General features: G+C 68.9%; 13 protein-coding genes and 1 pseudogene. 8 read left to right on the top strand and 6 right to left on the bottom strand.

The window, feature by feature from the left end; translation table 11 throughout:
- Nucleotides 1-411 precede the first annotated feature (411 nt).
- From ACOOHF_RS10180 to ACOOHF_RS10155, 6 genes are all read right to left on the bottom strand, one after another.
- On the bottom strand, nucleotides 412-831 hold the full coding sequence (locus ACOOHF_RS10180; protein WP_420461579.1) for a type II toxin-antitoxin system VapC family toxin: 420 nt from the start codon (nucleotides 829-831) through the stop codon (nucleotides 412-414).
- A gap of 12 nt (nucleotides 832-843) precedes the next feature.
- Nucleotides 844-1,104, bottom strand: coding sequence for a type II toxin-antitoxin system Phd/YefM family antitoxin (locus tag ACOOHF_RS10175; protein ID WP_420461578.1), 261 nt, complete (start codon nucleotides 1,102-1,104; stop codon nucleotides 844-846).
- A 159-nt stretch (nucleotides 1,105-1,263) separates the two neighbouring features.
- Nucleotides 1,264-1,692 carry a helix-turn-helix domain-containing protein gene (locus tag ACOOHF_RS10170; RefSeq protein WP_420461577.1) on the bottom strand — a complete coding sequence of 143 codons (429 nt, stop codon included), beginning with the start codon at nucleotides 1,690-1,692 and terminating at the stop codon, nucleotides 1,264-1,266.
- Nucleotides 1,689-1,886, bottom strand: coding sequence for a type II toxin-antitoxin system RelE/ParE family toxin (locus tag ACOOHF_RS10165; RefSeq protein ID WP_420461576.1), 198 nt, complete (start codon nucleotides 1,884-1,886; stop codon nucleotides 1,689-1,691). Before ACOOHF_RS10165 ends, ACOOHF_RS10170 begins: the two co-directional genes overlap by 4 nt.
- A 293-nt stretch (nucleotides 1,887-2,179) precedes the next feature.
- Nucleotides 2,180-2,614 carry a type II toxin-antitoxin system VapC family toxin gene (locus tag ACOOHF_RS10160; RefSeq protein WP_420461575.1) on the bottom strand — a complete coding sequence of 145 codons (435 nt, stop codon included), beginning with the start codon at nucleotides 2,612-2,614 and terminating at the stop codon, nucleotides 2,180-2,182.
- Nucleotides 2,571-2,870: an AbrB/MazE/SpoVT family DNA-binding domain-containing protein gene (locus ACOOHF_RS10155; protein ID WP_420461574.1), complete on the bottom strand. Its 300-nt coding sequence runs from the start codon at nucleotides 2,868-2,870 to the stop codon at nucleotides 2,571-2,573. Before ACOOHF_RS10155 ends, ACOOHF_RS10160 begins: the two co-directional genes overlap by 44 nt.
- A gap of 258 nt (nucleotides 2,871-3,128) precedes the next feature.
- Between ACOOHF_RS10155 and ACOOHF_RS10150 the strand changes: the two are divergent.
- The 8 genes and pseudogenes from ACOOHF_RS10150 to ACOOHF_RS10115 all read left to right on the top strand — a co-directional run.
- Nucleotides 3,129-3,359, top strand: a pseudogene (locus ACOOHF_RS10150) (SDR family NAD(P)-dependent oxidoreductase); the annotation flags it as partial.
- 67 nt (nucleotides 3,360-3,426) lie between these two features.
- Entirely contained in the window at nucleotides 3,427-3,918 is a 492-nt protein-coding gene (locus ACOOHF_RS10145) for an SDR family NAD(P)-dependent oxidoreductase (protein ID WP_420464357.1), read from the top strand.
- 31 nt (nucleotides 3,919-3,949) lie between these two features.
- Nucleotides 3,950-7,795, top strand: a complete 3,846-nt coding sequence (locus ACOOHF_RS10140) for a hydantoinase B/oxoprolinase family protein (RefSeq protein WP_420461573.1) — start codon at nucleotides 3,950-3,952, stop codon at nucleotides 7,793-7,795.
- Between the two features lie 54 nt (nucleotides 7,796-7,849).
- A complete protein-coding gene (locus ACOOHF_RS10135) occupies nucleotides 7,850-8,197 on the top strand; it encodes a hypothetical protein (protein WP_419942484.1) in 348 nt (115 codons plus the stop codon).
- 9 nt (nucleotides 8,198-8,206) lie between these two features.
- Nucleotides 8,207-9,457, top strand: a complete 1,251-nt coding sequence (locus ACOOHF_RS10130; protein ID WP_420461572.1) for a type II toxin-antitoxin system HipA family toxin — start codon at nucleotides 8,207-8,209, stop codon at nucleotides 9,455-9,457.
- Nucleotides 9,454-12,282, top strand: a complete 2,829-nt coding sequence (locus ACOOHF_RS10125; protein ID WP_420461571.1) for a leucine-rich repeat protein — start codon at nucleotides 9,454-9,456, stop codon at nucleotides 12,280-12,282. The genes ACOOHF_RS10130 and ACOOHF_RS10125 overlap by 4 nt, the downstream gene beginning before the upstream one ends.
- Before the next feature lie 11 nt (nucleotides 12,283-12,293).
- A complete protein-coding gene (locus tag ACOOHF_RS10120) occupies nucleotides 12,294-12,527 on the top strand; it encodes an AbrB/MazE/SpoVT family DNA-binding domain-containing protein (protein WP_419933806.1) in 234 nt (77 codons plus the stop codon).
- Nucleotides 12,524-14,332 carry an AAA family ATPase gene (locus ACOOHF_RS10115; RefSeq protein ID WP_420461570.1) on the top strand — a complete coding sequence of 603 codons (1,809 nt, stop codon included), beginning with the start codon at nucleotides 12,524-12,526 and terminating at the stop codon, nucleotides 14,330-14,332. The genes ACOOHF_RS10120 and ACOOHF_RS10115 overlap by 4 nt, the downstream gene beginning before the upstream one ends.
- Nucleotides 14,333-14,358: the final 26 nt, after the last annotated feature.

The following is a 14,358-nucleotide window of genomic DNA, read 5'->3' as shown; positions in this document are numbered from 1 at the left end:
ACGAAATCTCACGAAGGGCCGATGTCCCCTCCGGGACGAAACCCTAGCGCCGATGTGCTGAAAAATCAACACACCCCTACAGACAGCGGTCACGCGCACAGGGTTGCATCGAGGTATCGCGCGTTCGGAGACGTTCCCGGGCGTGTACGGCGAGTGAAGGTGTGGCCGATCCCGAGGTCCAGAGCTGGCACGAGTGCCTCTGCGGCATCGCGATGCGTGTGCTGGAGCCGCTCCACCCGACAACCCGAGGGAGCGAGACCGGAGGCGGCCTGGGGGTTGTTGCTGGTCCCTGCGAAGCGTTATGCCAATTCAAAATGGGATTTTCAATTGGCATAGGCCGACACAGGGGCACCGACACTCCCATGATTGCTCGAGATCTCGCGCTGGTGAACAACCATCTGAGATCCGGACCTAGCCGAGTCCCTCCGCGGCAATGGCAAGCGGATGGCGGGCAAGACGCCGGTCGGCGGTGAGCAGTCTGAGGCCCTCCCGCCGAGCGTGGACGAGAAGCAGTTCGTCGAACGGGTCCTTGTGATCAAGCGGCGGCTCGAGCGGCGGCTCGAGCGCCTGCGCGGCGTGGAGGATCGTCATCGGCAGGAACGTCACATTCTGATCTTCAAGGGCCGCGACTACGTCGTTCGGAGCGAAGCGACTCTTGCGCGCGCCCGACGGGTGACGGGCATGGTGCTTGAGCCGCATCTCCCAGATCGACACCGCGCTCACGTGGATCCGAACGTCGCGGGCGGCCAGGAAGCGGCGCTCGGGCTCACGGAACTGTCCCGGTGCCTCCATGAGGTCGTAGAGATAGGACGTATCGAGCAGAACGCGCATTCGTCCGTCCGACTACCCGGTGTCGAGACCGAGCACGCGGCGGCTGAAGGCCGGATCGTCGTATTCCTTCGGCCACCGCTCGCCGTCTCCCTCTAGTCCGAGTCGACGGCGCGCGGCCTCCAGCTTGTCGAAGTCGATCCCGCCGCCATGGTCGCAGCGCACGAGTTCGACCGCAGGGCGGCCATGCTTCGTAATGATCACGCGCTCGCCGTTGCGGGCGGCGGCGATGAGTTCGGAGAGGCGGGCCTTCGCCTCGCGCAGGGCAAATTCCATGGTGAATCGCTCCCGGGTGCGCGCCGCTGGCCCGGTGGGCCGCAACGCTCCCTCCAATTCAAGACTACATCGTGACCACAACCCCGCGATGCTGCGACGGGACGCGTGGGAGGGCCGCCACAAGGCCATCCCCGGCATCCAGGGCCTTCGCCAATCCCTTCATTCACGCGCAGCTTCCGCGCGTCGCTCCGCGATGAACGCGTCGACAACGCTCTCGGACTCCTGCCGCCTTGACCTGGCAGAGCCCTGCGGGCGGTCGAGCGCGGTCACTTCCGGCTTGTGGGCGAGCCGGGGTAGGGGTTCCAGCGTGATGTCCGCACGCATCCCACAGGCATGGGCGAGGGCCGCGAGCGTCCGCAGCGTCATATTGCGGGATCCGTTGAGGAGTTGTGTGACGTTGGGGCGGCTCGTACCCAGAGCCTTCGCGACCTCCGCTCGGGTGCGACCCTGCTCCTCAATGGTTTCGGCGATTGCTTCCGTCGCCCAAAGGATCAGCCGCTCCTCCTCGTAGAGTTTCCGAGCCTCCGGAGTGGCCGTCTGCCGCTGGACCCATGTCTCGTTGTCCATCTCCCCATCTCGTCTCGTCATCTTGGGTTGTCGAGAAACTCTTCCCTCATCCGGTTCGCTTTCTTGATGTCCTTCGTCCTGAGTCGGGTTCCCTTCTTCTTGATTCCGTGCAGCAGCACCAGTCTTCGGTCCTCGGTGAAGAAGCAGAAGATCCGGACGTGATCGCGTCCAGGAAGTCGCCCGCCGGACACGTTCCGCTCGATCGCGACATGCATTCGATCGTCAGTCTGGGTCCGATGTACTCCGGCGGACGTGGCGCGGATGCAGCCGGAATCCCTTCCCTCCCACGGTAATTTATATATTAATCTCTGCCCGGGGCTGACGACACCCAGGTTGTGCGACGCCGTCGGCCGCTCGTGCCCCGATCCTGGCAGGCCGAGGCCCGACTTGGGCAGTTTCGCGGCAGCTATCAAACCGGGATCATCACGATGCCGGACATCACGGCGCGGATGTGGTCGATCCTGGACGTGACCGTGGAGGACCAGAAAATCCGCCCCTCCCCCGGCAGTCAGCGGATTGTGACGACCCTCACCCCTTCGATCGAGAGTTCGGCCCAGCTCCGATCGGCGGTTAGTGCCGGGAGACCGAGCCTGCACGCAGTGGCCAGGCAAGCCCGGTCACCCAGTCCGAGGCCGACGTGCCGCGTCATCGGGCGATAGGCGCCGCTGAGCAGGGCGGTCTGCCGGTCGAAGGGAATGACTTCGATCCCCATTTCAGCGACGACGCTCGCCACCGTCGCCGAGGACCAGTCTTCCCGGGAGAGGCGAGCCGCGACTTCGGCCAGGTTCACGGACGACATGGCGGCCCCACGCTCGAGGGCGCGAGCGACGCGGGCCACCCCGGGTTCCTCGAATAGCGCCGCCAGGACGGCCGATGCGTCCAGAACACTTGCGATCGGTTCATTCACGGGCAGCTTCGGCTCGCCGTTCCAGGATGAATTCATCGACGACGCTCCCGGACCCCTGCCGCTTCTGCCGCGCGATGGCCTGCAGGCGCGCGAGTGCCGCGCCTGGGGTGCGCAGCCGGATCGTGTCGCCCTCGAGCCCGACGACCAGCTGCTGTCGGCCTCGGATGTCCAGAGCCCTTCGAAAGCGCGCGGGAACCACCAGCCGACCGGCCTCGTCGATCGTCACGCGCTCGGTACCGGCCAACTGATCGGGGGAGGCCTCGGACGTCGAGTGCCGGGTTTCTTCTTTCATGGCATGATCCGTGTGTATGGTATGTTACGTAACTATACCATTTCCGGACCCGGGTCGCGAGCGGGTAGCCTCGCGAGCAGTGGGAGCGGATGTCTTGCTGTTGCATGCCACACGCCGTCTTTGTCGATACCATGGGGACCGCTGCTCCGACCCCCGTAACTTTCGCGGCGGCCATCAAACCGGGATCATCACGACGCCAGACATCACGGCGCCAAGCGTCGCCGGGGAAGTGGTCAATCGAACGAGGAAGGCTCTGACGTGATCACACTCGAGGGGAAGACCGCCATCGTCAGCGGGGCGGCGAAGGGGATCGGCGCCGCGTGCGCGCTGGCCTTCGCCCGTCACGGGGCGGACGTCGTGCTGGGGGATGTGCTGGAGGCGCGTTGCGCCGACACCGCGCGAAGCATCGCGGAGGAGACGGGCCGAGAGACGCTCGCCGTGCGCGCGGACGTGAGCGACAAGGCGGACTGCGCCTCCCTTCTCGACGCCTGCACGCAACGCTTCGGCGGGTGCGATATCCTCCTGAACAACGCGGGGATCATCGCGGAAGGGCTCGATCCTGGACGCCGAGGTCGAGGACTTCGACCGGGTTCTGGGCGTCAACCTGCGCGGAACCTTCCTCCTCTCCCGCCTCGTGGCGCGAGACATGGTGGCGCGCGGGGTGAAGGGGTCGATCATCAACATGTCCTCAACGAACGCGGTGGTGACGATCCCGAACCAGCTCGCCTACGCGGCCTCCAAGGGGGGCGTGATGCAGCTGACGAAGGTCATGGCGCTGGCGCTCGCGCCGCATGACATCCGGGTCAACGCGATCGGGCCGGGGACGATCGTTACGGATATCCTCGACTCGGTGATCGCCGACGATGAGGCCCGACGCACGATCCTCTCCCGCACCCCGCTGGGACGGTTCGGCGACCCGGCGGAGATCGGGACGGTGGCCGTCTTCCTGGCGAGCGACTACGCCTCGTACCTGACGGGCGAGACGATCTACCCGGACGGAGGACGGCTGGCGCTCAACTACACCGTCCCGCTGCGCGAAGACGGGTGAAGCGGCGCTCGAAGCGGCGGGTGGGCGGCGGATGAACGGCAAGGCGATGGACGAGTCGAGCCGCGACGCCCGGCTCGCGATCGACATCGGCGGGACCTTCACCGACGTCGCTCTGGAGGCCGGCGGGCGGCTCGTCACGACGAAGGTGCTCACGACCGCCGCGCTGCCGGAGCGCGGCGTGCTGGAGGGGGTGCACAAGGTGCTCGGGCTGGCGGACGTCACGCCCTCCGCCGTCCGCCTCGTCATCCACGGCACCACGCTGGCCACCAACGCGATCATCGAGCGCCGCGGCGCGCGCACCGCCCTCATCGTGACATCTGGGCACCGCGACGCCCTCGAGATGGCGCACGAGAACCGCTTCGAGCAGTACGACATTGGGGTCGACCGCCCTCCCCCGCTCGTCCCGCGCCGCCTCCGGCTCCCCGTCGAGGAACGGGTCGACCACCGGGGACGCGTGCTCGTACCGCTGGAGGAAGGATCGGTGCGCGCGCTCCTGCCGACGCTGGAGGCGGCCGGCGTGGAGTCCGTCGCGGTGGGGCTCATCCATGGCTACGCGAACCCGGACCACGAGCGGCGGATCGGGAAGATCCTGGACGAGTGGCGGCCGGGGCTGCCGGTGACGCTGGCCTCGGACGTGTGCCCCGAGGTGCGGGAGTACGAGCGACAGTCGACGGCCTGCGCGAACGCCTACGTCCAGCCGCTCATGGCCCGTTACCTGATGGGGCTCGCGGATTCTCTGCGGGAGTCTGGGTTCGCGTGCCCCTTCCTTCTCATGACCTCGGGCGGCGGGCTCACCACGCTCGAGACGGCGGTCGCGGCTCCCGTCCGCCTCGTGGAATCCGGACCCGCCGGGGGCGCGATCCTCGCCAGCCATCTCGCGCGGACGCTGGAACTGGGCGACGTCCTCTCCTTCGACATGGGCGGGACGACGGCGAAGCTGTGCGTCATCGACGGCGGGCAGCCGCTCCATTCGCGGACGTTCGAGGTCGCCCGCAGCTACCGCTTCAAGCAGGGGAGCGGGCTGCCGGTGCGGATCCCCGTGATCGAGATGGTCGAGATCGGGGCCGGGGGCGGGTCGATCGCCGGGGTGGACGACCTCGAGCGGATCCAGGTGGGGCCCGCTAGCGCCGGGTCGGAGCCGGGGCCGGCGGCGTACGGCCGGGGCGGGGATGAGCCCACGGTGACGGACGCCGATGTCGTCCTGGGGCGGGTCGACCCGGACCTCTTCGCCGGCGGCTCGATCGCTCTCGACCGGGGGCGCGCCGAGGCCGCGGTCGGTGCCGGGGTCGGGGAAACGCTGGGCCTCGACCCGAGGCTCGCCGCGCTCGGCATCAGCGAGATGGTGGACGAGAACATGTCCAACGCGGCCCGCACCCACGCGGTCGAGTGGGGGAAGGGCGTGGCCGGCCGCACGCTGATCGCCTTCGGCGGCTCCGCCCCGATCCACGCCGCGCGCCTCGCGGACAAGCTGGAGGTGAACCGCTTCCTCGTCCCCGCCGACGCGGGGGTGGGCTCGGCCGTGGGTTTCCTCCTCGCTCCGATCTCCTACGAGGTCGTGCGCAGCCGCTACATGCGGTTGTCGGGCTTCGATCCCGGGGTCGTCCGAGAGGCGTTCGACGAGATGAGGACGGAGGCCGTGGCCGTGGTCTCGCGCGGGGCGCCGGGGGCGGCCACCAGCGAGAAGGCGCGCGCCTACATGCGCTACGTCGGGCAGGGACACGAGATCGGCGTCGACCTCCCCGAGGACGTCGGCGACGCGGCGGCTCTGCGCGAGGCGTTCGACCGCGGCTACGAGACGGTGTATGGACGCACGATCCCGGGGCTGGACGTGGAGGTCCTGAGCTGGACGCTCGTCGTGTCGGCCCCCGCGACGGAGGCCGGAAACGTTCCCGCGGGAACGTCTTTGTGGTCCCAAGGTGGTCCCGAAACGGGGAAAAACGTTCCCGCGGGAACGTCCGGGCGACCCGCCGCGACGGAATCGGCCCCCGCGCGCTGGACCGAGTTGTGGGACGGACCCGGCGGCGAGTCGGCGGCCGCGGCCGTCTACATCCGTGGGGAGCTACGCGAGGGAGCCCGCGTCGAGGGCCCGGCGCTGATCGCCGAGGACCAGACGACGACGGTGGTCCCGGACGGCTGGGAGGCCCGGGTGATCGCCGGCGGCCACCTCCTCGTCGAGCGGCGGGCGGCGGCGGACGCGGCCGTCGCGGCCCAGACCGGCATCGCGGCCCTCGAGGGACAGATCATGTGGAGCCGGCTCCTCTCCGTGGTGGAGGAGCAGGCGCGCACCCTCGTGCGCACCGCGTTCTCCACCCCCGTGCGCGAGGCGGGCGACCTCTCCGCCGGCGTGTTCGACCTCTCCGGGCGCATGCTCGCGCAGGCGGTCACGGGCACGCCCGGCCACGTCAACGCCATGGCCGCCTCCGTGGGGTTCTTCCTCCGGGACTTCCCCGTGGAGACGCTGGGCGAAGACGACGTCCTCATCACGAACGATCCGTGGGAGGGGACGGGGCACCTCAACGACTTCACGGTCGTCACGCCCGCGTATCTGGACGGGCGTCCGGTCGCACTGTTCGCGGCCACGAGTCACATCGCCGACGTCGGCGGGCGCGGCTTCGGGGCGGACGCGAACCAGGTGTTCGAGGAGGGGATCCGCCTCCCCATCGGCTACCTGATCCGCGGCGGACGGGTGGACGAAACGCTCATGCGGCTGGTGCGGGCGAACGTCCGCGACCCGGACGTGGCCCAGGGCGACCTCTACTCGCTGGCCGCCTGCAACCGCACCGGATGCGAGCGACTGGCGGCGATGATGACGGAGTTCGGCATCGATGCGCTCGAACCGCTGGCCGAGACCATCATCGAGACCTCGCGCCGGGCGATGCTGGAGCGCATCCGCGCCCTCCGGCCCGGCACGTACCGGAACCGGATGCGGATCGACGGCTACGACGAGGACCTCGACCTCGTGTGCGCCCTCACCGTGGGTCCCGACGGGATCCGCATCGACTGGGACGGCACGTCGCCCATGTCGTCGCGCGGCATCAACGTCCCCGTCACGTATACGCGCGCCTACAGTTCGTTCGGGGTGCGCTGCATGGTGGGTTCCGAGATCCCCAACAACGCGGGCTCGCTGGCCGCGATCGAGGTCTCCGCCCCGCCCGGTTCGCTCCTCAACGCGCCGCCGCCCGCCGCCGTCTCCGCTCGTCACGCCATCGGGCAGATGCTCCCGGATGTCGTCCTCGGCTGTCTCGAACAGGCGCTGGAGCCAGGCTCGGTGCCCGCCGAGGGCGCGTCGTGCCTGTGGAACCCGGTCATCATGGCCGGCCCGGGCCTCACCGGCGCGCACCGCTACCGGGGCGAGGACTTCGTCGTGAACCCGTTCCACGCCGGGGGCACGGGCGCCCGCCCCGGGAAGGACGGCCTCTCGGCGACGGCCTTCCCCTCCGGCGTCCGCAGCACTCCGATCGAGATCACCGAGACGGTCGCGCCGCTCATCTTCTGGCGGAAGGAGTACATCCCGGACTCCGGCGGACACGGCGAGTTCCGGGGCGGCCTCGGACAGGTGATGGAGATCTCGCACGCGTCGGGCGAGGCGTTCGCCGTCTCCAAGATGTTCGAGCGGGTGCGCAACCCGGCCCGCGGCCGCGACGGGGGCGGCGACGGGGCCGCGGGGCGGGTCCACGTGCCGGGCGTGGGCGACTTCCGGCCCAAGGGCCGCGAGGTGGTGCCACCCGGCCGCCGCATCGTGCTGGAGACACCGGGCGGAGGCGGCCTCGGCGACCCGTCCGGGCGGCTGCCCGAGCGCGTGCGGGAGGATGTGCTCGACGGCTACGTCTCCGCCGATGAGGCCGCGAGCGCGTACGGTGTCCAAGACTTGAGATAATGTCCATGATAATATACCATAAACGTACCAACAACCACTATCATGGTCATTACGATGCAGAACCACATTCAGGGGACGCTGCCGCTTCCGGTTCGGCGACTCCTCCGTAAGCTCGGCTCCGACATCAGGGACGCCCGCCTCCGCCGCCGCATCCGCGCGACGACGATGGCGGAACGGGCGCTGATCAGCCGCACCACGCTGCACAAGATCGAGCGCGGCGATCCCGGCGTCTCGATGGGCAACTACGCGACCGTCCTCTTCGTCCTCGGCATGGAAGACGGCGTGGCGGAACTCGCCGACCGCAGCCGGGACGGCCTCGGGCTCGACCTGCTCGAGGAGCGCCTGCCGCAGCGCGTCCGAAATCCCGCTCCGCGCTCGCGGCGCGACCGCGCGGGGGACTGAGGCCGTCTCGTGGAGCGCCGGATCCTGGTCCATGTCGACCTCAACCGAACGCCGACCCTCGTCGGACGACTCCGGGTCAGAGTTCGCGGCGGCGGCGAGAGCGCGTCGTTCGACTACGATCCGGACTGGCTGAACCACCCGCGACGGTTCGCGCTCGAGCCGGCCCTGGCGCTCGGACCCGGTCCGTTTCACACCCGACGGGCGCTCTTCGGATCGATCGGCGACTCGGCGCCGGACCGCTGGGGACGCGTCCTCTTGCGGCGCGACGAGGTTCGACGCGCCCGGCACGAGGGGCGCGCACCCCGCACACTCTTCGAGTCCGACTTCCTTCTCCGCGTGGATGACGAACTGCGCATGGGGGCGCTCAGATTCTCAAGGAGCCCGGACGAGCCCTTCCTCGCCGAGCCTCGGGCGAGGCGCATCCCGCCCCTGGTCGATCTGGGACGACTCCTGGCCGCCTCGACGCGGGTCACGCGCGATGAGGAAGGGGATGACGACCTGCGGCTGCTCCTCGGGCCCGGCTCCTCGCTCGGGGGCGCCCGGCCGAAGGCCGCCGTGAGGGACGGTGACGGCGGGTTGGCCATCGCCAAGTTCCCCCACGCCGCGGACGAATACGACATCGTGCTCTGGGAAGGCGTCGCCCTCTCGCTGGCGCGCCGCGCCGGGATCGAGGTTCCCGATTGGCGACTCGAGCAGGTCGCCGGGCAGCGTGTCCTCATCCTGCGGCGTTTCGATCGTGACGGCGCACGTCGCGTGCCCTTCCTGTCCGCGATGAGCATGCTGGGGGCCGACGATCGCGAGCAGAGGTCCTATCTGGAGATCGCGGACGCGCTTCGCCGCCACGGCGTCGCCGCGAAGCGCGATCTGGCCGAACTCTGGAGAAGGATCGTCTTCAGCATCCTCGTCTCGAACACCGATGACCACCTTCGCAACCACGGCTTCCTGTATGACGACGCCCCGGGCTGGCGACTTTCGCCGGCCTACGACCTGAACCCGACGCCCACGCAGATCCGCCCGCGGGTGCTCCGCACGCACATCGACGAGTATGACGGGACGGCTTCGTTGGACCGCGCATTGGCCACCGCGGAGTATTATGGGCTCGAACTCGACCGGGCGAAGCGGATCGCCGGCGAGGTGGGGCGGGCGGTCTCCGGCTGGAGAGCCGATGCGGCCGCTCTGGGAGCTTCCGCGGGGAGCATCGCACGGATGGAATCCGCCTTCGAACACGAGGACCTGACGTTGGCCGGATCATGGGTTTGACACGAAGCAGGTGGGCGGCACTCGCCGTCGCCGTGGGGATGGCCGCGTGCGACGGCGGCACGACGGAGCCGGGGCCCGAACCCGCCCGCACGCCGGTGGCGACGGTCGTGGCGGGCTCGCCGGAGGCGTCCGAGGGCGTGGACGCCATCGTGTCGATCCGGCTCGACCGCGCGCCGGCCACACCCCTCACCGTTCGGTACACGCTCGCGGCGGACGAGGACCCCGGTACGGCGGACGCCGACGCGGCGGACTACGAAGCCGGTGTTTCGGTGTCCTTCCCCGCCGGGACGAGCGTTGTCGACGTCCGGATCCCGATCCGGGACGACGCGGACATCGAGCCGGCGCGCGAGGTCTTCCTGTTCAGCCTCGAGCCCCCGCAGGCGGGCGCGGGGTACGTGCTCGGGGCGACGACCTCGACGGCGGTGACGATCAAGGAGGGCGTCTGCGACCGCACCCCCGAGATCCGGGACGCTCTCGTCGTGCGCACGCGGGCCACGAGTTGTCAGGAGGTCACGGTCTCTCATCTCGGGATCACGACGCTCAACCTCGCCGGGTTCGAGATCCCGACTCTGCGGCGGGGCGACCTGTCCGGCCTCTACAACCTGAGGAACCTCGACCTCTCCGGCGTCGGCCTCACCGCGTTCCCGGCGGGGGCCTTCGCCGAACTCGCGAGCCTCGAGACGCTGCGCCTGCGGAACAACGGTTTCGAGACGCTGCCGGAGGGTGCCTTCGAGGGGCTCTCGAGCCTCGCGACGCTGGACCTCGGTGAGAACGAACTCGCGGCGCTGCCGGAGGGCGCCTTCGAGGGGCTCCCGGCGCTGGAGAGCCTCGAACTGCGGGGGAACGCGTTCGCCACCCTGAAGCCGGGCACCTTCGCCGGGCTCGCGCGCCTGACACGGCTGAATCTGGCGAGCAACGACTTCGAGACGCTGCCCCGCGGCGCCTTCGCCGGGCTCCCCGCGCTCGAGTGGCTGTACCTCGGCAACGGCGGCATCGGGGAAGTGGAGGCGGGCGCCTTCGCCGGCCTCTCCGGGCTCGAGAGCCTGCTCCTGCAGGACAGCGGGCTGGAGACGCTGCCCGGCGATGTCTTCCAGGGGCTCTCCAGCCTCCGGGAACTGCGGCTGGACCGGAACCAGCTCGAGACGCTACCCGAGGACGTGTTCGCGGGGCTCACGCGGCTGGAGGTGCTGCGCCTGTACGGCAACCGGCTCGCCACGCTCCCCCCGGCCCCGTTCGCGGGGCTCGCGGACCTTCGGATCCTGCGGCTGGAACGGAACCGGCTGACGGAACTGCCCGAGCGCATGTTCGTCGGACTCGCGAGCCTCGACACACTCCTCCTGACCGACAACCCCGGGGCTCCGTTCGCGCTCCGGCTGGACATCGAGCGCACGGACGGCGAGGAACCCGACGCCGCGAGCCCGGCCCGGATCGGGCTCCACCTGGCCGCGGGAGCGCCCTTCCGCATGCGGATCCCGCTGTCCGTGCGCGGCGGCGAACTGTCGGCGGACTCGGCCGTCATCGAGGCCGGGAGCGAGCGGAGCGCGGAGGTCATCGTCACGGGCGGCGGGGGCGGCGCGGGCGAGGCACAGGTCGTGGCGGGGCCGGCGCCCACGATCCCGGCCGCGGCCTCCGGCCTCGAGATCGGGCTCGGCGACCCCCTGGCCCTGTTCGGGTCGGGCGGGAACCGGCCGCCGGTGCCGGTGCGCGAGGTGTCGCCGCAGCGGATGCAGGCGGGCGCCCACGAGACCATGATCGACGTGTCGTCCTACTTCCGGGACCCGGAGGACGGGGCGCTGGAGTACACGGCCGGCTCCTCCGATTCGGCCGTGGTCGTGGCGGCGGCCAGGGGGGACACGGTGACCCTGACTCCCGTGGCCCGGGGATCCGCGACCGCCACGGTGACCGCGGCCGACTCGGCGGGAGGCACGGCGGAGATCTCGTTCCAGGTGACGGTGAGAGAGGCGAACTCCCGCCCGTTCGACATCGATCTCATCCTCCTCGACGAAGTCACGGCGCCTCAGGCGGAGGCGCTGGACGAGGCGGTGCGCTTCTGGTCGGCGATTCTGGCGGACACGGAACTGCCGGACGTGCCGCGCGGCCAGGACGCGGAGACGGGGTGCTGGGACATCCTGAGCGAGCAGCGCATCGGGACGGTGGACGATCTCGTCGTCGTGGCCTCGGTGCGGGAGATCGACGGCGTCGGCCACACGCTGGCGCGGGCCGGTCCGTGCGGGATCCGCCACGGCTCCGCTCTCCCCTTCCTCGGCGCGGTCGAGTTCGACGCCGCCGACCTGGCTTCGCTGGCGGAGGACGGCGACCTGAAGGATGTCGGGGAGGTGATCCTGCACGAGATCGGCCACGTGCTCGGGATCGGCACGGTGTGGAGCTACCACGGCCTGCTCCGCGACCCGTCGCTCCACAACCCGGACGCGGACACCCACTTCACGGGCCGGCTGGCCATCCAGGCGTTCGACGAGAAGGGCGGCCTGAACTACGACGACGGCAAGAAGGTGCCGGTCGAGAACCAGTCGGGTCCCGGGGCCGCCGACTCGCACTGGCGGGAATCCGTGCTCGGACACGAACTGATGACGCCCTACCAGGCCATCGGGGAGCGCGAACCGCTGAGCCTGATCACCGTCCAGTCGCTGGCGGATCTCGGCTACGCGGTCAAGGTGGGCCTGGCGGAATGGTACCAGCTGCCGCAGCCGGATGCCGCGGCGCGCGCGGCCCCCGCTCGCGCGATCCCCTACGGCGACGACATCCTGAGAGGACCGATCACCGTCGTCGACCCGGACGGCCGGGTCGTCCGCGTCATACCGAACTGATGGATTGCACCATGAGCATCGTGACCATTTCTTCCCGGTATCGGGTGGTAGTTCCCCGAGACGTCCGGGACCGCCTGCGGCTCAGACCGGGCCAGAAGGTGCAGGTTCTGGCCTTCGATGGACGGGTCCAGCTGATTCCGCTCGAACCCATCGAGGCCGCACGCGGCTTCGTGCGGGGCATCGATACGACCGTCAACCGAGACCGAGACCGGTCAGATGTGGGGAGAAATCCGGATCTGAGATGAGGCCACTACACTATCTCGAAATACGGAACTTCAAGCAGTTCGGAGATGCGCAGTGCATTGAACTGGATCATCCCACCGTTCTGATCGGTCCGAACAACTGCGGCAAGACGACCGCGATCCAGGCGATGGCGCTCTGGTCACAGGCCGTGAAGACGTGGTTCGAGCGCAAGGGCGAAGCTCCCCCTCGCAAGCGAACCGCGACATCGCTCAACCGGCTGAGCATCGTCTCCGTACCTGTGCCGCGGACCCGCCAGTTTTGGCACAACACCGTCGTCCGCACCGGCCGCACGAACATCATGATGGAGATCACGCTCGGCGTGCTGCACGAGGGCGAGATTTGTCCCGTCACGATGAGTTTCCGCAACTCAGGTACCGAACTTGTCTATTGCACGCCGGATGAACCGACGCTGGCGAACCCCGGCGCCATCGAAACCGCCGCCGGGATCGACGTACGGCTTCTGTACCCGATGTCAGGGATCGACATCGAGGAGCCGCTCCTCCAGCCGGGCCGGGTCGACGTGCTGCTCGGCCAGGGACAGACGGCCCAGGTACTGCGCAATCTCTGTCTCATGGTGTACCAGGACGACCCCGACAGTTGGCGACGCATCGTCCAGTTGATGCGTCGCCTGTTCGCGATCGAACTGGAGGATCCGACGGAGACATCCCGGGGCGGCATCTCCCTCCAATACGGGCAGTCCTCGGTGCAGGAGCCGCTTGAAGTCGCGCTCGCGGGGCGGGGCTTGCAGCAGATGCTTCTCATCCTCGCCTACGTCCATTCCCACCCTCGCAGCGTGCTGCTCATCGACGAACCCGACGCGCACCTCGAGATTCTCCGCCAAAAGCAGGTCTACACGCTGCTGCGTCGAGTCGCCGCCGAGAACGACTCGCAGGTGGTGATCGCCACCCATTCGGAGGTCGTGTACTCCGAAGCGCTCCGTGACAACCTCACTCTGCTCCTTCAGGGAGCCGTCCACGATCTTGCCGCACAAGACCCCATTCTCGACGCCCTCCGGTACTACGGCGCGGAGCACTACGTCAGGGCCCGGCAGAGCGGTCATGTGCTCTACATCGAAGGGCGGACAGACTTCGACATCCTTCACGAACTGGCGAAGCAACTGCAACACCCGGCGGCGGACGTTTGGGAAAAGGGAGCCGGGATCAATGCATACTATGAGCAGGACAACCATCCGGAACCCGACCTGGTTTCCGAACTCGAGCGGGCGGAAGGCGCCTACGGGAGGAAGCCCCGGGGGCATTTCAAATCCATTAGCGGAATGGTGCCGGGACTCAAGGGATTGTGGATTCGCGACAGTGACGGAAGAGAGCGACAGGATTCGCGAGAAGGCGGTATGACCATTGCGTATTGGGCCCGCCATGAGGTCGAGAATTATGTGGTGACGCCTGAGATCCTGAGGCGTTTCGCCGATAAATCCCTTGCCGAGGGAAGGTTCAGCGGGGGTCGGGATGCCGACGTTCGGGAGACGATCGACGAGGTACTGGACGCTCTCATCCTCGACCGCGTCTTCGACGGAGAAGACAGAGATTTCGCGACCTGGAAGGGGCTGGATCCCGAAGCCGCAACTCTCCTGTGGGATGCCAAGACACGCACGATCAAGCTGAGCGATCTCGCCGAAGAGTTCTTTCGCCGGTCCGGAGCACGGTTCGGCCTTCCCATACTGCTCAGGAAGGGAGATTTCTACCGCCTCGTGGCTCTGTGGGAGCCTTCCGCGATCCCGCGGGAAGTTGGGGAGAAGCTCGATCTGCTGCTCGAACTTACGCAGCCCGGGGGGGGCACCGGAGGGTAACCTGACGAGATCCGCAGAGGAACCGT

The sequence above is a fragment of the Candidatus Palauibacter sp. genome, from assembly GCF_965216145.1.
Lineage (GTDB): Bacteria > Gemmatimonadota > Gemmatimonadetes > Palauibacterales > Palauibacteraceae > Palauibacter.
This window is presented reverse-complemented; position numbering and strand designations above follow the sequence as displayed.